15 protein-coding genes are annotated in these 16415 nt (G+C 66.7%); 13 read left to right on the top strand and 2 right to left on the bottom strand.

Annotated elements, in window-relative coordinates; genetic code table 11:
- Positions 1–114: 114 nt before the first annotated feature.
- A complete protein-coding gene (locus L8K25_RS13655; protein ID WP_242139538.1) occupies positions 115–1242 on the bottom strand; it encodes a glycosidase in 1128 nt (375 codons plus the stop codon).
- 103 nt (positions 1243–1345) lie between these two features.
- Positions 1346–2221 (bottom strand): alpha/beta hydrolase, encoded by an 876-nt coding sequence (locus L8K25_RS13650; RefSeq protein ID WP_242139537.1) that lies wholly within the window; start codon positions 2219–2221, stop codon positions 1346–1348.
- Positions 2222–2258: 37 nt separating this feature from the next.
- Here L8K25_RS13650 and L8K25_RS13645 point away from each other — a divergent pair, with 37 nt between their 5' ends.
- The 13 genes from L8K25_RS13645 to L8K25_RS13585 all read left to right on the top strand — a co-directional run bounded on the left by L8K25_RS13645 (position 2259) and on the right by L8K25_RS13585 (position 16391).
- Positions 2259–3620 (top strand): protein adenylyltransferase SelO, encoded by a 1362-nt coding sequence (locus L8K25_RS13645; protein ID WP_242139536.1) that lies wholly within the window; start codon positions 2259–2261, stop codon positions 3618–3620.
- Positions 3621–3670: 50 nt separating this feature from the next.
- Positions 3671–5083: a succinylglutamate-semialdehyde dehydrogenase gene (gene astD, locus L8K25_RS13640; RefSeq protein ID WP_242139535.1), complete on the top strand. Its 1413-nt coding sequence runs from the start codon at positions 3671–3673 to the stop codon at positions 5081–5083.
- A gap of 147 nt (positions 5084–5230) precedes the next feature.
- Positions 5231–5611, top strand: a complete 381-nt coding sequence (locus L8K25_RS13635) for a hypothetical protein (protein WP_242139534.1) — start codon at positions 5231–5233, stop codon at positions 5609–5611.
- Positions 5612–5759: 148 nt separating this feature from the next.
- On the top strand, positions 5760–6755 hold the full coding sequence (locus tag L8K25_RS13630) for an alpha/beta hydrolase (RefSeq protein ID WP_242139533.1): 996 nt from the start codon (positions 5760–5762) through the stop codon (positions 6753–6755).
- A gap of 233 nt (positions 6756–6988) precedes the next feature.
- On the top strand, positions 6989–8215 hold the full coding sequence (fucP, locus tag L8K25_RS13625) for an L-fucose:H+ symporter permease (protein WP_242139532.1): 1227 nt from the start codon (positions 6989–6991) through the stop codon (positions 8213–8215).
- Positions 8212–9189 carry an aldo/keto reductase gene (locus L8K25_RS13620; protein WP_242139531.1) on the top strand — a complete coding sequence of 326 codons (978 nt, stop codon included), beginning with the start codon at positions 8212–8214 and terminating at the stop codon, positions 9187–9189. Before fucP ends, L8K25_RS13620 begins: the two co-directional genes overlap by 4 nt.
- The gene (locus L8K25_RS13615; RefSeq protein WP_242139530.1) at positions 9186–9485 is read left to right on the top strand and encodes a UxaA family hydrolase; all 300 of its coding nucleotides are present in this window, start codon (positions 9186–9188) and stop codon (positions 9483–9485) included. The genes L8K25_RS13620 and L8K25_RS13615 overlap by 4 nt, the downstream gene beginning before the upstream one ends.
- Positions 9482–10684, top strand: coding sequence for a UxaA family hydrolase (locus L8K25_RS13610; RefSeq protein WP_242139529.1), 1203 nt, complete (start codon positions 9482–9484; stop codon positions 10682–10684). The genes L8K25_RS13615 and L8K25_RS13610 overlap by 4 nt, the downstream gene beginning before the upstream one ends.
- Positions 10681–11409 carry an SDR family oxidoreductase gene (locus L8K25_RS13605; protein ID WP_242139528.1) on the top strand — a complete coding sequence of 243 codons (729 nt, stop codon included), beginning with the start codon at positions 10681–10683 and terminating at the stop codon, positions 11407–11409. The genes L8K25_RS13610 and L8K25_RS13605 overlap by 4 nt, the downstream gene beginning before the upstream one ends.
- Positions 11410–11565: 156 nt before the next feature.
- Positions 11566–12408 (top strand): fumarylacetoacetate hydrolase family protein, encoded by an 843-nt coding sequence (locus tag L8K25_RS13600; protein WP_242139527.1) that lies wholly within the window; start codon positions 11566–11568, stop codon positions 12406–12408.
- Positions 12408–12758, top strand: a complete 351-nt coding sequence (locus L8K25_RS13595) for an L-rhamnose mutarotase (protein ID WP_242139526.1) — start codon at positions 12408–12410, stop codon at positions 12756–12758. Before L8K25_RS13600 ends, L8K25_RS13595 begins: the two co-directional genes overlap by 1 nt.
- A gap of 130 nt (positions 12759–12888) precedes the next feature.
- Positions 12889–14061 carry an FMN-dependent L-lactate dehydrogenase LldD gene (gene lldD, locus L8K25_RS13590; protein ID WP_242139525.1) on the top strand — a complete coding sequence of 391 codons (1173 nt, stop codon included), beginning with the start codon at positions 12889–12891 and terminating at the stop codon, positions 14059–14061.
- Entirely contained in the window at positions 14058–16391 is a 2334-nt protein-coding gene (locus tag L8K25_RS13585) for a TIM-barrel domain-containing protein (RefSeq protein ID WP_242139524.1), read from the top strand. Before lldD ends, L8K25_RS13585 begins: the two co-directional genes overlap by 4 nt.
- Positions 16392–16415 lie beyond the last annotated feature (24 nt).

Here is a 16415-nt window from a genome sequence, read left to right as displayed (position 1 = left end):
TCCAGGGCCACGCAAAACAACGGCTTGAAGTTCTTGCGACTCCTGGGCTCCCGCCTTCGCGGGAGAACAGCTATGGTTTCGCAGCGGCCATGAGACCGCCGCGTTGACGGCAGGTCAGTCGAACAGCGTCTTGGGCACATGCGAGATCCGGCACGCCAGATCCGCCTCCCCGCTGGCAACCACATAATGGTCGCCCGCATCCGCGATCCCGGTCGTGAACACGACATTGTCGATATACATCTGTTCGCGCAACGGATCGGTCAGCGTCGGGTTCGCCTCGATCAGCGGATCGTGGCTGGTGCGGAGCACGCGGCTCGGGTCTTCGCGGTCGAGCAGCGACCAATAGGTGCGGTAAACCCCCACCACGCCCATCGGCTCGACCCCGTGCCACAGGCTCAGCCAGCCGCCGCCATCGGGCGCGTCGATCAGGATTGGCGGGGTGCCGCCGCCCATGCGCGCGGTCGCCATGGTCGCGGCATGCGGGCGGATGCCGGGCCGATCATGCGGCTTCCAGTGCAAAGCATCGGGCGAGGTCGCGAGGTTGATCGATGGCCCCGCGCGCCATTCGCTCCCCGGGGGGTACGCGAAATACAGGTCGCCCAAGGGCCGCGTCTGTGCCCAGTATCTGCCGTCGACCAGCCCTTCGAAGATCAGCATGTCCTTGTTCTGGTGATCGAGCACGATCCCCTCGAGCGTCCAGTCGAGCGCATTGTCCGAGCTGTACAGCGTGGTCGAATGCCGCTCCGGGCTGACCGAACAGGTCGTCATCAGATAGCGATCGCCGACCTTGCTGATCCGCGCATCCTCGACGCCGTAGCATTGGTAGGATGCTCGCGGCGCGATCGCCTTGTCGTAATGTACCGTCACGACCTGCGTCCCGTCGGCGGTGAGTTCGACCGGGAGCAGCCACGACAGCGACGTCAGCGCCATCACCTTCCAGCCGCCGCCGCGCATCATGAACTTGCGCGGGTCGGCGGTGTCGACGAAGTCGAGCGGCCAGGCATCGAGGCAATAGCCGCCATCGTGCCAGCGGATCGCGTGGATCTGCTGGTCCTTGATCGGCGTCCGCAACGCCTCGGCGATCCGCACCATCAGCAGCAGGTTGCCGTTCGGCAGCCGCGTCATTCCCGGGTTGAACGCGCCGAGCACATAGGTTTCGGCATCGATCTGCCCGGCGAGCGGGGACTTGGTCAAATCGACGTCGGCGGGAGTGAAGATCAGCGCATCATGAGGGAAGGTCATTCAGACTCCTGGTTCCGCGGCGTGAAGGTCGGGCATGTAGGGTATGCCGGGCGCAAAGTCTTCCGCACGCCGCCCGGTTTCGTCGCGGATCTTTTCGCACCAGTCAGCCCGAAGCGGGTTCCGCCGGGATCCGCGCGAGCAACCGCTCGATCGCCGCGATCGCCGCCGGTTCATCCAGCGTCGGCGCGTGGCCGGTGTCGGGAATGGTGAGGAGCTCGCCCTGCTCCAGCATCCCGGCCATCCGCTCGGCAACCGGCGCCGCGAGCACGTCGGACGTCGCCCCGCGCACCAGCAACGTCGGCACGGTCTTCAACCCGTCGAGCGCGCGCCACATGTCCGGTCCGGCCTCGTTGCCGGGAACGCGGAACGGTTCGGCGATCTTCATGTCGTAATCGAGCACGATCCGCCCGGCGCTGTTGAGCCGGTACAGCCGCTTCGCCATCGCCAGCCAGTCCTCCAGCTGGAACTGCGGATAGACGTCGCCATTCGCCTCCGCCACGGCACGGGCAGCGTGGAGCCAGGTCGGCCAGGTATTCGACTTGCCGACATAGCTGCGGATCCGCGACAGCCCCTCGGGCATGATCTCGGGACCGACGTCGTTGAGCAGCACGCCCATCAGCGTCTCGCGCGCGGTGCCGGCCAGCAGCATCGCGACGATCCCGCCGAGCGACGTCCCGAACGCGATGTAGCGTGACACGCCCAGCTCCCCGAGCAACCCCTCGATGTCCTGCACGTAGGTCAGCGGGACATAGGTCATGGGATCCTTGGCATAGCCGCTGTCGCCGCGCCCGCGCAGATCGACCGTGATCACGCGCCATCGCGGCGACAGCCGTTGCGCGAGATCGTCATAGTCGCGCGCGTTGCGGGTCAGCCCGGGGAGGCACAGGATCGGCGGGCGCTCGGACGGGCCTGGATAGTCACGATAATGCAGCCGCAATCCATCGTTGGACCACCAATATCGGTTTTCATAGGGTGGCATGGTTGCGTCCTGCGGTTGGCGCCCTCCATATCCACGCATGGACACGACCCCGCAAGCCTACCGCCCCGAAACCGCGATCCTCGATCTCGGCGACGCTTTCTATGATCCGGTCACGCCAGCGAATTTCCCCGAAACGCACTTGCGTTTTCGGAACGATCGCGCCGCTGCCGAGGTCGGGCTGGAAACACTCGGCGGGGGCGAGTGGATCGAGCATTTCGGACGATTCGAGCCTATGCCGGGCAGCCTCGTCGAGCCGCTGGCGCTGCGCTACCACGGGCACCAGTTCCGCAACTACAATCCCGAGATCGGCGACGGCCGCGGCTTCCTGTTCGCACAGCTGCGCGACACCGGCGACCGATTGATGGACCTCGCGACCAAAGGGTCGGGCACGACGCCGTGGAGCCGCTTCGGCGATGGGAGGCTGACGCTCAAGGGCGGCATGCGCGAGGTTCTCGCGACCGAAATGCTGGAAGCGCTGGGCGTGCCGACATCGCGCAGTTTCTCGCTGATCGAAACCGGCGAACAGCTCGAGCGCAACGACGAGCCGTCGCCGACGCGCGCGGCGGTGCTCGTCCGCCTGAGCCATAGCCATATCCGCATCGGCACGTTCCAGCGGCTTGCCTACGACCGCGATGCCGACAACATGACGCGCCTGGTCGGCTATGTCCTGCGCAACCTGTATGGCGAGGAACCAGGCGACGATGCGGCCGCCCGGCTGCTCGATCGCGTCGTCGGGCGGACGGCCACGCTGGCGGCAAGCTATATGGCCGCGGGGTTCGTCCACGGCGTGCTCAACACCGACAACATCAACGTGACCGGCGAGAGTTTCGATTACGGACCGTGGCGCTGGGCCCCCACCTGGGACCCGGCCTTCACCGCCGCCTATTTCGACCATGCCGGGCTCTACGCGTTCGGTCGCCAGCCCGAGGCGATCCACTGGAACGCGATGCAGCTTGCGGTCGCGCTGCGCACCGTCAGCGAGGCGCAGCCGCTGATCGACATTCTCGAAACCTTCCCGGAACGCTATCAGCGCGCGGTGTCCGAGGCGATTTTGTGGCGGGTGGGCGTGGTCCCGCGGGATTCGACGCGCGACCGCGCGCTGATCCAGGCGATCGAACAGGGGATGACACAGAGCGGGATCGGCATCGACCGCTTCTTCTTCGACGCCTTTGGCGGGACCGTACCCGCGGACGACGCCTTCGCGGCGGCTCGAGCCGCTCTGGTCGGCTATACAGCGCGCAAGCCCCGCGATCATGCCTATTGGTCCGGCGCACCGTGTTCGATGCTGATCGACGAGGTCGAGGCGATCTGGTCGGCGATCGACCAGCGCGACGACTGGGCACCATTCCATGCCAAGATCGCGGCAATCCGTCATATGGGCGAAGCGCTCGCCGACTGATCCGCGTCTGTGAAGTGGATTATCGCAGCATTCTGAGGCAAGACCGTACCATGTCGAGTGACCTGCTTTCCTACGAACCCGCGACCGGTGCCCTGTTGTGGCAAGGCGCGACCGGCGATGCCGATGCCGAAGTTGCCGCCGCGCGCGCGGGCTGGCCGATCTGGGCGGCGCAACCGCTCACCAACCGCATCGAGACGTTGCGCCGGGTCGCCAATGTCGTGCGTGCCCGGGCGGACGCCTTTGCCGACCTGATCGCGCGCGAGACCGGCAAGCCCTTGTGGGAGGCGCGGACCGAAGTCGAATCGGTCATCGCCAAAGTCGACATCTCGGTGACGGCGTATGCCGACCGCACGCCGCAACGTCGGCTCGATACGCAGATGACCGGGCGGATGGCGCTCCGGCACAAGCCACACGGCGTGCTCGCGGTGCTGGGCCCCTACAATTTCCCTGCACATCTGCCCAACGGGCACATCGTCCCGGCGCTGCTCGCGGGGAACGCCGTGGTGTTCAAGCCGTCCGAAAAGACGCCCGCGACCGGCGCGTTCCTGGTCGACTGCTTTCGTGCCGGCGGCGTGCCCGCCGGTTGTATCCGCCTGCTGATCGGTGGCGCGGACGAGGGCAAGGCGCTTGCCGCGCATGACGGGATCGACGGACTGCTGTTCACCGGCTCCGCGCCGACGGGGATCGCGCTCAACCGCGCCTTCGCCACCCGGCCCGAGAAAATCCTCGCGCTCGAGATGGGCGGCAACAACCCGATCATCGTGTGGGACTCGCCGGATCTGCATGCCGCCGCGGTCCTGATCGTCCAGTCGGCCTTCACCAGCGCCGGCCAGCGCTGCACCGCCGCGCGGCGGCTGATCGTCGACGAGAAGCTCTACGACCCGTTGCTGGACGAAGTTACCAAGCTCGTCAGCCGGATCATCGTCGATGAACCGCATGCGAGCCCCGCCCCGTTCATGGGCCCGGTGATAGACAATCAGGCAGCCGACATGCTGACCGAGAGCTTTCTCGAGCTAATGATGCGCGGCGGACGCGCGATCCGCCATCTCGAACGGCCCGTGCTCGATCGACCGTTCCTTCGCCCCGCGCTGATCGACACGACCGAGATGAACGACCGGCCCGACGTCGAACTGTTCGGGCCGATCCTGCAGGTGATCCGAAAGTCGAGTTTCGAGGATGCGATCGTGGAGGCGAACAACACGCGCTACGGCCTGTCCGCCTCCCTGCTCAGCCAGAACCCCAAGCTGTACGACCAGTTCTGGGCAAATGCGCGGGCCGGGATCGTCAACTGGAACAAGCCGACCAACGGGGCGTCGTCGGGCGCGCCGTTCGGGGGAATCGGCTGGTCGGGCAATCATCGGCCGAGCGCCTATTATGCGGCGGACTATTGCGCCTATCCGGTCGTGTCGAACGAGGCCGAGCAGGCCCGCGCGAGCATCGGCGTGGGGCTGCGCGACGCCTGACCGGATAAGCGTGCCGAGCGGGTACTCGTGCACCGATCGGATCGGGTTGATCCGTATCAGTGCATTAGCCCGCTCGCTGCGCGGACATTTAGCAAGCCTCCCGACGTTTCCCCGATCGCCACCACACAGGCAATTCGGAGATGGAACATGGCCGTTAAATTCGCCGGTACGATGAACGCGATCAATCGCGGTCTTGAGACGACCAAGCCCACCAAGGGCGCCGACATGGTCGAGGATTGGGAAGCCGCGCTGGTGGATATCGACACGTCCGGGGCCAAGGGCATCCTGCGCGATCTGGCATCCTTGCGCAAGCAGCTGGAGCGGGACGAACCGGATGCGGATCGCGTCCACGCCCTGCTCCATCGTCTCGGTGCTGCAACGACCAAGATCGCCGACAAGGCCGATTCCTCGCAGGAAAAGCTGAAGGCGCTGGGCGAGGCGCTGACCGAAGCGGGTGAGGACTCGCCCGAAGAGGAAGAAGACACCGCCGCCGCCGCCGCACCGAAGCGGGCACGCAAGAAGAACTGATCCCGGCGATACCGTCGCAACGATCAAACGCCCGTCGTCTCCTTCGAGACGGCGGGCTTTTCTTTGGCGCAATTGTAACCCCCGCGGAAAACGGCATGATGACGCATCGATCACCGGACCGCCGCCCCCGGCTGTATTGAAAGGCTCCATGATGCCCCCTCACGAACCGACCCGCCGTACCGTACTGACAAGCGCCGCCGCGTTGTGCTCGCTTGCGCCGACGTTGCTCGCGTCCTCCGGGCTCGGCGCGCAGGTGCGATCTGGCGACGAGATCGTCCCGCTTTGGCCGAACGCGATACCGGGCGATCGCCATGAAGCGATCACGGCCAGCATCGAGGAGCGAAGCCGGGATGCGCACCATCCCGATCGTTGGGTCCGTGGCGTCGCGCATCCCGTCCTCGTCGTGAAACGTCCCGTGAGGTCCAATGGCGCGGCGGTGCTGGTGATGCCCGGGGGCGGATACGGTTTCCTCTCCTACGACAATGAAGGCCTCGAACAGGCGGCATGGCTCAATGCGCGCGGCATTACCGCCTTCGTCCTGCAATACCGGCTGCCCGGCGAAGGCTGGGACAACCGCCAGCTCGTACCGTTGCAGGATGCCCAGCGCGCGATGCGGCTGATCCGGGCAGGCGCGCGCCGCTACGGCGTGGATATCGCACGGATTGCGGTTCTGGGATTTTCGGCCGGCGGACATCTGGCGGGATCGCTCGCGACACGACATGCCGAGCAGAGCTACGCCCCGGTCGACGCGATCGACACCCAGTCGGCCCGGCCCGATTATGCCGGACTGATCTACCCGGTGGTGAGCATGGAAGCCGCCTTTTCACACGGCGGATCGCGCGATGCACTGCTGGGGGATGTGGCGTCGGCCGCACTGCGCCATGCCGCCTCCGTCGAGGCCCGCGTCACCGCGGACACGCCACCGGTCTTCCTGGCGCATGCCGCGGACGACGATCTCGTACCCGTCGCCAATAGCGTCGTCCTATTCACCGCGTTGAAGGCACAGGCACGACCGACGGAATTGCACGTCTTCGATAGCGGCGGCCACGGTTTCGGCGTGCGCCTCCCGAAAAGCAGACCGGCGTCGGCCTGGCCGGACCTGTTCCTTGCGTTCGGAGCCAGCCGGGGCGTGTTCCACGGATGACCCGCCGCTCCGTCGGCAAGCCGAAAATGGCTGTTCATATATAAATTGTCGCTTTATGGTTGGACGAAAGAGGCCGGTCGGGTCGCGGGACACCCTCGTGGTCCGCATCCGGATCGGTTGGAGCCTGGAGGGGATTCCGAAATGCCCATGCGATCGAGCTATTTCCCGTTTCCAGCGGCATCGGCGACGCGATCGGCACCCGCTCCCGGGACTGCGTGCGGGCAAGAGCGCGCGTGAGTCGCCCCATTCCCGCGCGTGCGTCGCTCAAGCTCCCGATCGTGCTGATCGTCGCGCTGTTCTTTCTCTGGGGCGTCGCGAACAATCTCAACGACGTGCTGATCTCGCATTTCAAGGGCCTGTTCAGCCTGGGGGATTTCGGCGCGGGACTGGTCCAGTCCGCCTTCTACCTCGGCTATTTCTGCCTTGCGATCCCTGCCGCGCTGTTCATGCGGTCGTTCGGCTATCGGGCGGCGGTGTTGCTCGGGCTTGGCCTTTATGGCCTCGGCGCGCTGCTGTTCTGGCCCGCCGCGAGCGCGTTGAGCTACCCCGCGTTCCTTGCCGCGCTGTTCATCATCGCGAGTGGTCTCGCCTTTCTGGAAACATCCGCCAATCCGCTGATCGCGCGGCTCGGCAGTGCCGAGACCGCATCCCGTCGGCTGAACTTCGCGCAGGCGTTCAACCCGCTCGGGTCGATCACCGGAGTCCTGATCGGTCGCGCCTTCATCCTGTCGGACAATGCGACACTCGATCGCGCCAGCGCAGCGGCGGCGGTCCAGATCCCGTATCTCTGCATCGGGATCGGTGTCCTGGTATGGGCGCTGTTCATCCGTCTGGCGCCCTTCCCCGACATCGCGACCCGGCCCGACGTCGAGGACGGGGTCGGCGCAGCGTCCGATTTCGCCTGGCTGTTACGATCGCCGCGCTTCCTGATCGGCGTGCTGGCGCAGTTCTTCTACGTCGGTGCGCAGGTGGGCGTGTGGAGTTTCCTGATCCGCTATGTCGAAACGGCGCTGCCGGGAACGCCGGCGACGCAGGCGGCGGGGTATCTGACCGCCTCGCTGATCGTCTTCATGATCGGTCGCTTCGCCGGCGCCGCGCTGATGGGTCGGATCCGGCCACTGCCGCTGCTGTCGATGTTCGCGACGATAGCCGCGCTGCTATGCCTGATCGCAAGTATCGTCGGTGGCATGCCCGGCGTCCTCGCGCTGGTCGCGAGCAGCTTCTTCATGTCGATCCTGTACCCCACGATCTTCGCCGAGGCGGTCGATGGCCTGGGCGCGCGGACCAAGGCTGGGTCGGCGTTGCTGGTCATGGCGATCGTCGGCGGCGCGGTGTTCCCCGCCGTGATGGGCCTTGTGTCCGATGCAAGCGGATCGATCGTGCGCGCCATGATCGTTCCTGCGGGATGCTTCGTCGTCGTGCTGGCGTTCGGCCTGTTTCATCTGCGGAGGCCCGCATGATCGACCTACCCCCGATCGGCATGGGCTGCGCCGGGATCGGCAACCTGTATCGGCGCGTCGACGATGCGGTGGCAACCGACACCGTCGCGGCGGCGCTCGACGCCGGGATCGGCTATTTCGACGTTGCGCCTCATTATGGGTTCGGTCTCGCCGAAAGCCGTCTCGGCGCGGCGCTGGCGGCGCACGACCCGGACGCGCGCGCGCTGGTATCGACCAAGGTCGGGCGCTTGCTGGAACCGACCGGCAGCACCGATCACGAGCGGCACGGCTTCGTCGACGCCCCCCCGCTCGAGCCGGTTTTCGACTATACGCGCGATGCGGTGCTGCGCAGTTACAGCGCAAGTCGCACGCGCCTCCGGCGTGACCGGATCGACGTGCTGTTCGCGCACGACCTGGGCGAGGAAACGCACGGGGACGATGCCGCGCGCCATCTGGCTGCGTTCCTGGACGGCGGCTACCCGGCATTGCGCGAGTTGCGCGACGCTGGCGACATCGGTGCGATCGGGATCGGCGTCAACGAAGTGGCGGTCTGTCACCAGTTGCTCGACTCCGCCGACCTCGACCTGATCCTGCTGGCCGGCCGCTACACGTTGCTCGAACAGGACGGCGCCGTCGCGCTGATCGAACGGTGCGAACGCGCCGGAACGCGGCTGGTGATCGGCGGACCGTACAACAGCGGGATCCTCGTGGAAGGCAGCGCGCAGGCGCGCCATTTCAACTACGCCCCCCCGCCGGCGCTGGTCGTGGCGCGGGTCGCGGCGCTGGAACAGGCGTGTCGTGCGTTCGACGTCCCGCTCGCGGCGGCGGCCCTGCAATTCCCGTTGCGCCATGCCGTCGTCGGCAGCGTCATCCCCGGCCTCGTCGGGCGTGATCAGGTCGAGGCAACCCTCCGCTATGCCCGGTGGCCGATCCCCGACGCATTGTGGGACAGACTGACCGCCGACGCCCCCTCTTCGGACGCCTTTGCCGCATGACCGCTATTCTTCTGCACCCGAGCGACAACATCCTGGTGGTTACCGCCGCAATTGCCGCCGGCGACACCGTTTCGATCGATGGCGATGCCGTCGTGATCCCGGTTCCGGTCCAGGTCGGCCACAAGATCGCGCGCCTGACGCTCAGCCTCGGCGAAACGGTGATCAAATATGGCGCGCCGATCGGATCGATGACCGCCCCCGCCGCACGCGGCGATCACGTCCACCTGCACAATATGAAGAGCGATTACATCGCGTCGCACCTGCGCGACACGCTCGAACGGAGCACCGAATCATGATTTCCGCCTGGTCCCGCAGCGACGGCCGCAAGGGCATCCGCAACGTCGTCGCGGTCGCATATCTGGTCGAGTGCGCGCATCACGTCGCCCGCCGCATCGTCGACAAGATCGATCATGCCGACGTGCATCTGATCGGCTTCCCCGGTTGCTATCCCAACAGCTATGCGGACAAGGTGATGAAGGCGATCGCGACGCATCCCAATGTCGGCGGCCTCGTGATCGTCTCGCTCGGCTGCGAGAGCTTCAATCGCGAGGGACTGGCAGCGACCGTCGCGGCGAGCGGGCGTCCGGTCGAGACGCTGGTGATCCAGCAGAACGGCGGCACCGCCTCGACGATCGCCGCGGGGCTCGCCGCCGTCGCGCGCGTCCAGGCGATCGCGGACGCGGGCCCGCGCATCCCGATGGCTCCCAGCGAGCTCGTCATCGGGACGATCTGCGGCGGCTCCGACGGGACCAGCGGGATCACCGCCAACCCAGCAGTCGGCCGCGCGTTCGATCGCTTCGTTGCGGAGGGCGCGACCTGCATCTTCGAGGAGACCGGCGAGCTGGTCGGGTGCGAGGCGATCATGGCCGACCGCGCGATCACCCCCGAGCTCGGCGCGGCGCTGATGGCGAGCGTCGAGAAGGCGGAACGCTATTATACCATCCTCGGCTTCGGCAGCTTCGCTCCCGGTAACGCCGAGGGCGGGCTGACGACGCAGGAGGAAAAGTCGATGGGCGCCTATTCCAAGTCGGGCAGTTCGCCGATCTCGGGGATCGTCAAGCCCGGCGACATCCCGCCTTCGCCCGGTCTCTACATGCTGGACGTCGTGCCGGACGGCGAGCCGCGCTTCGGCTTTCCCAACATTTCGGACAATGCCGAAATCGTCGAGCTGATTGCGTGCGGCGCGCACATCAACCTGTTCACGACGGGGCGCGGGTCGGTGGTCGGATCGGCGATCTCCCCGGTCATCAAGATCTGCGCCAACCCCGAGACCGCGCGACGCCTGGCGGACGACATGGACGTCAACGCCGGCCGGATCCTCGAAGGCGCCGCGACGATCGAGCAGGTCGGCACCGAAATCTACGAACGAACGCTTGCCATCGCGGCGGGCGAACGCAGCGTGTCCGAGGCGCTCGGGCATCAGGAGTTCATCTTGACCTACAAGAGTTTCGATCCCGTCGGCCCCGCCTGCCTGCCGCGGAGGCAGGCGGCATGAGCGCGCGGCTAAGCGGCAAGACCGTCTTCATCACCGCCGCCGGGCAAGGCATCGGTCGCGCCAGCGCCGAACTGTTCGTCGCCGAGGGCGCGAGGGTCATTGCGACCGATATCGACGCGTCGAAGCTGGAGGGTCTTGCATGCGAGACCTTCGCGCTCGACGTGCGCGATGCCGCCACGGTCGCCGCGCTGCCCGGGCGCACCGGGCCGGTCGACGTGCTGATGAACAGCGCTGGCGTCGTTCACAACGGGACGATCCTCGACTGCGGCGAGGACAGCTGGGCGTTCGCCAACGACCTCAACGTGACCGCCATGTACCGCACGATCCGCGCCTACCTGCCGCTGATGCTGGATCGCGGCGCGGGGAGCATCGTCAACGTCGCGTCGATCGCGAGTTCGATCAAGGGCATCCCCAACCGCTTCGCTTATGGCGCGACCAAGGCTGCGGTGATCGGGTTGACCAAGTCGGTCGCGGCGGATTTCGTCGCGCGCGGGGTGCGCTGCAATGCGATCTGCCCCGGCACGGTCGATTCCCCCTCGCTCCAGCAACGGCTGCGCGATACCGGGGATTATGACCAGGCGCGCAAGGATTTCACCGCGCGACAGCCAATGGGTCGGCTCGGCCGCCCGGAGGAGATCGCCGCGCTCGCGCTGTACCTCGCCAGCGACGAATCCGCGTTCACCACGGGCCAGGCGCACATCGTCGACGGCGGCTGGATCAACTAAGGCTTTCGTTTCGGCGCCCTCTCCCCCCTATCGTCATCCCCGCGAAACCGGGGATCCATACTGGCTACCGAGGGAAAGACGTACGCAGGCCAGCCACTATGGATTCCCGCCTCCGCGAAAATGACGGAATGTGAATCACCCCCCAGGAGTTTCCCCATGAAGTTAGTCCGCTACGGCCCGCTCCACGAAGAACGCCCCGGCCTGATCGATGCGAACGGCACGCTGCGCGACCTGTCGGGTGAAATTCCCGACGTGATCGGCGCAACGCTATCCCCGGACGTCCTCGCCGAACTGGCCAGCCTCGACCCCGAAACCCTCCCCCCGGTCGAGGGCACGCCGCGTATCGGCGCGTGCGTCGGGCAGGTCGGCAAGTTCCTGTGCATCGGGCTCAATTATTCGGATCACGCCGCCGAGAGCGGGATGACCGTCCCGCCGGAACCCGTGCTGTTCACCAAGGCGACCAGCGCGATCGTCGGGCCGAACGACACCGTGCGCATCCCGCGCGGATCGACCAGGACCGATTGGGAAGTCGAACTGGGCATCGTCATCGGCACGGCTGCCAAATATGTGTCCGAGGCCGACGCGCCTGCCCACATCGCCGGCTATTGCCTCATCAACGACGTGTCCGAGCGCGAGTATCAGCTCGATCGCCACGGGACCTGGGACAAGGGCAAGGGCTGCGACACGTTCGGCCCGATCGGCCCGTGGCTCGTCACGCCCGACGAGGTCGGCGACCCGACCGACCTCGGCATGTGGCTTGAGGTCAACGGCCACCGCTATCAGGACGGCACCACCGCGACGATGGTCTACAAGCCCGCGTTCCTCGTCAGCTACCTCAGCCAGTTCATGACGCTGCATCCCGGCGACGTGATCACCACCGGCACGCCCCCCGGTGTCGGCATGGGGCAAAAGCCGCCGGTCTATCTCAAGGCAGGCGACGTGATGCGGCTCGGCATCGACAAGCTCGGCGAGCAGCGGCAGGCCGTGGAGGCCGACTGATGCTTCATGTCCTGCTGCTCGACCTGAAGGACGATCCAGCCGGGATCGCGGAATATGAGCGGTGGCACGCAGCGGGGGCAGTCCCCGCGGCGGTCACCGCCAGCATCCGACGCGCCGGGATCGAGGACATGCGGATCTTCCGTGCAGGCAACCGGCTGGTGATGCTGATGGAGACGGGCGCGGCGTACGATCCCGCCGCCAAGGCGGCCGGTGACGCGGCGGATCCGGACGTTCAGGCGTGGGAAACGCTGATGGATCGTTTCCAGCAGACCATTCCCGCGGCCGTGCCGGGAACGAAATGGACCGAAGCCGGCCAGATCTTTGCGCTCCATGAACAGGACGGCGCCTGACCGGCGCTCGGACCCCGCGACGCTCAGCGCAACAGTCGAGTGGCTTGCGCCAGTAAAATAATTGACCATACGTGAAAACGGATGGCGACGCGGACGGTGATGCAACGCGCGCCGGACCGGGGGGAGTGAAATGACGAAGGCGGCCGCAGTGCTGGATTATCGAGCGCAGGCGCGCCGCCGCCTGCCCCCGTTCCTGTTCGAATATCTCGACGGCGGCTCCTATGCCGAGGTCACGCTGCGCCGGAACGTGGCCGTGCTCGAACAGCTCGCCCTGCGGCAGCGCGTCCTGACCGATGTGTCCGCGATCGACCTGACGACGACGCTGTTCGGCGCGGCGCAATCGCTGCCGGTGATGCTGGCGCCGATCGGGCTTGCGGGCATGAACGCGCGGCGGGGCGAAGTGCAGGCGATCCGCGCGGCCAATGCGGCGGGCATCCCCTTCTGTCTGTCGACCGTCAGCGTGTGCCCGCTGGCCGAAGTCGCCGCCGCGGCAACCGCGCCATTTTGGTTCCAGCTCTACATGATCCGCGATCGCGGGCTCGTCCGCGCCTTGCTCGACGAAGCGCGGCAGCTCGGATGTTCGGCGCTGGTCTTCACGGTCGACATGCCGGTCCCAGGCGCACGCTACCGCGATTACCGTTCGGGTCTGGCCGGCGCGTCTGGCTTGGGCGGGACGCTGCGCCGGTTCGGCCAGGCCATGACCCATCCCGAGTGGGCGCTCGACGTCGGCGTGCGCGGGCGGCCGCACCATCTGGGCAACGTCGCCCCGGCGCTGGGGGACAAGACCGGGCTCGAGGATTTCCTCGGATGGATGCGCACCAATTTTGATTCCAGTGTCACCTGGCGCGACCTCGACTTCATCCGGTCGCATTGGCAGGGGCCGTTGATCATCAAGGGTATCCTCGACCCCGCCGACGCGCGCGAAGCAGCGCGGACCGGCGCGGACGGGATCGTCGTCTCCAACCACGGGGGGCGGCAACTCGACGGCGTCCCCGCCACCGCCGACGCGCTGCCCGCGATCGTCGATGCGGTGGGCGATGCGCTGACGGTGCTCGCTGACGGCGGGGTCCGCTCGGGTCTCGACGTCGTCAAGCTGATGGCCCTCGGCGCGAAGGGCGTGTTGCTCGGGCGCGCCTGGGCCTATGCGCTTGCCGCCAATGGCGAGGCCGGGGTCGCGCACGTCCTGCGGCTGATCGAAGCCGAGATGCGCGTCGCCATGGCGCTGTGCGGCCGCACCCGAATTGCCGATATCGATCGATCGATGCTCGTTTCCACCGCCTTCCAACGACAGGATTCCCTATGATCACCGTATCGGTTCCCAAACGGATGCTCGCGCGCTGGACCGGCGCCGCCGCGATTGCGCTGTTGCCTGTCACCGCGCAGGCCGACCCGATCGCCACGCTCGACCGCAATGGCAGCCTCGTCGCGATCGAACCGTATGCGCCCAATATCGTGCGCGTGACGATCGCGGTCGACCGCGGGCTGGCCGATGCGCCCCCCGGCCCCGGCCCGAACGCCAGGGCGGACGCAACCGGCTGGACGCATCGCACCGATCCCGCAGGCGACGTCTTCGCGTCGTCCGGGATGACGCTGACCGTCGCCGCACAGCCATGGCCCAAGGCCCCCTCGCAGATGGAACGCTATTTCGCGCCGTCCCTGCCCCCCGTCGCGATCACCGTCCGGGGAACGGACGGCCATGTCATCACGCAGATGAGCGGCTGGGAAATGGCCCCGCACACGGTTGCCGGGGAAAAGACCTTCAAGGTCGGCGCCAGCTTCGCCGCACCGCTCGACGAGCATTATTACGGGCTCGGACAGAATCAGGAAGGCAAGCTCGACCTGCGCGGCCGGACGATCGACTGCCGCCACAATTATGACGCGCCCGCGGGGGAGACGGTGTGCGTACCGTTCATGGTCACCAACAAGGGGTATGGCATCGTCTGGGACAACCCTTCGACGACGACGGTTTCCCCGGGACTCCACAACAGCACTCACTGGCAGTCGCAGGTCGGCGAGCGCGTCTCCTTCTTCGTCATCACAGGGGACACGACCGACGCGCTCTACGCGGGCTACGCCAGGCTGACCGGGCCGACCCCGCTGCCCCCCAAGGCCGCATTCGGGCTGATTCAGAGCAAGGCGCGCTATGAGACGCAGGCCGAACTGCTCGGCATTGCCGACGGCTATCGCAGCCGCGGCTATCCGCTCGACGCGATGGTGCTCGACTGGTTCTACTGGAGCCGGATGGGCCAGCTCGACATCGACCGCACCTATTTCCCGGATCCTGCGGGCATGAATGCCCGGCTCAAGGCAATGGGCATGCGCAGCATCATCAGCGTGTGGCCGCGCTTCGAGAAGGAGTCGCGCTATTACGACATGCTCTCCGCCAAGGGATGGTTGCTGCACGATGCCGACGGCAGCGTGGTCGACGGCCTGCCGGTGCGGTATGACCGGGCCGGAGCATTGCTCGACAGCACCAATCCGGATGCGGGCAAATGGTTCTGGGGCAAGATCCGCGACAATATCGCCTCGCAGGGCTTCGACTGGTTCTGGCTCGACGAGACCGAGCCGGATCTGGTGCCGGACGGCCATCAGTTCTCGATCGGGTCCGGCGATCGCTATCACAACGTCTTCCCGCTGGTGCATACGGCGAGCGTTGCGGATGGGTCGGCCAAGGACCGGCCCGACCTACGCAACCTCATCCTGTGTCGGGCGGCCTATCTCGGTGCCCAGCGCAACGGCTGCCTGTTCTGGTCGTCGGACGTCCAGTCGACGTGGGAGGCCTTGCGCCGACAAGTCCCGACCGGGCTGAACTTCACCGCGTCCGGCATGGCATATTGGAGCAGCGACACCGGGGGCTGGCAATATCCGGCCGGCCCGACCGCGGAACACCCGGTCCTGCTCGACCCCGCCGGCGCGACCGCCATGGGGGCAAACTATCCGGACTATCCCGAACTGTTCGTCCGCTGGTTCGAGTATAACAGCTTCACCCCGACTCTGCGGATCCACGGGCAGCGTCCGGGCACCGCAATCTGGCAATATGGCAAGGCCGCCGAACCGGTGCTCGCGCAGTATCTGAGGCTTCGTTACGCCTTGATGCCCTACCTCTACGCGCTCGGTCATCAGACCCAGCAGAGTGGCGCGCCGTTCATGCGCGGGTTGTTCATGGACTTTCCGAACGATCCCAAGGTCGCCGACATGGGGGACGAATATATGTTCGGACCGGCGTTCCTCGTCGCCCCCGTCACCGAACAGGGCGCGACCAGCCGCCCGGTCTATCTGCCGGCCGGCGCGGACTGGTATGACTACTGGACCAACGAGCGCCACAGCGGCGGCCAGACGATCACTGCGCCAGCGCCGATCGACCGCATTCCGCTGTTCGTCCGCGCCGGATCGATCATCCCGATGGGTGTTCAGGTCCCCAGCACGGCCACGCGGCAGCAACTGGACAGTATCCGCGTCTATCCGGGGCGATCGACCAGCTTCACGCTGTACGACGACGATGGCGTGAGCAATCGCAAGACCGGCAGCAGTGCGACGCTGCGCTGGGACGATACGACAAAGCGGCTGAGCGCATCGGGCAAATTGCCGACCGGGCAGGATCCGGCAGGCCTGGTCAAGATCATGGGCCGCTGACGGGTCTGCCCCCGCCGGCGCGCG

The sequence above is a fragment of the Sphingomonas sp. TREG-RG-20F-R18-01 genome (assembly GCF_022662475.1).
Taxonomy (GTDB): Bacteria; Pseudomonadota; Alphaproteobacteria; order Sphingomonadales; family Sphingomonadaceae; genus Sphingomonas.
The sequence above is the reverse complement of the archived record's forward strand: the minus strand, read 5'-3'. Positions and strand labels throughout refer to the sequence as shown.

Coding starts and splice junctions, on each gene's coding strand:
- L8K25_RS13615 (WP_242139530.1), top strand. CDS start 9,186: ATGACCGCTATTCTTCTGCACCCGAGCGACAACATCCTGGTGGTTACC.
- L8K25_RS13645 (WP_242139536.1), top strand. CDS start 2,259: ATGGACACGACCCCGCAAGCCTACCGCCCCGAAACCGCGATCCTCGAT.
- L8K25_RS13620 (WP_242139531.1), top strand. CDS start 8,212: ATGATCGACCTACCCCCGATCGGCATGGGCTGCGCCGGGATCGGCAAC.
- L8K25_RS13610 (WP_242139529.1), top strand. CDS start 9,482: ATGATTTCCGCCTGGTCCCGCAGCGACGGCCGCAAGGGCATCCGCAAC.
- L8K25_RS13605 (WP_242139528.1), top strand. CDS start 10,681: ATGAGCGCGCGGCTAAGCGGCAAGACCGTCTTCATCACCGCCGCCGGG.
- L8K25_RS13635 (WP_242139534.1), top strand. CDS start 5,231: ATGGCCGTTAAATTCGCCGGTACGATGAACGCGATCAATCGCGGTCTT.
- astD (WP_242139535.1), top strand. CDS start 3,671: ATGTCGAGTGACCTGCTTTCCTACGAACCCGCGACCGGTGCCCTGTTG.
- L8K25_RS13595 (WP_242139526.1), top strand. CDS start 12,408: ATGCTTCATGTCCTGCTGCTCGACCTGAAGGACGATCCAGCCGGGATC.
- L8K25_RS13650 (WP_242139537.1), bottom strand. CDS start 2,221: ATGCCACCCTATGAAAACCGATATTGGTGGTCCAACGATGGATTGCGG.
- L8K25_RS13655 (WP_242139538.1), bottom strand. CDS start 1,242: ATGACCTTCCCTCATGATGCGCTGATCTTCACTCCCGCCGACGTCGAT.
- L8K25_RS13600 (WP_242139527.1), top strand. CDS start 11,566: ATGAAGTTAGTCCGCTACGGCCCGCTCCACGAAGAACGCCCCGGCCTG.
- lldD (WP_242139525.1), top strand. CDS start 12,889: ATGACGAAGGCGGCCGCAGTGCTGGATTATCGAGCGCAGGCGCGCCGC.
- L8K25_RS13585 (WP_242139524.1), top strand. CDS start 14,058: ATGATCACCGTATCGGTTCCCAAACGGATGCTCGCGCGCTGGACCGGC.
- L8K25_RS13630 (WP_242139533.1), top strand. CDS start 5,760: ATGATGCCCCCTCACGAACCGACCCGCCGTACCGTACTGACAAGCGCC.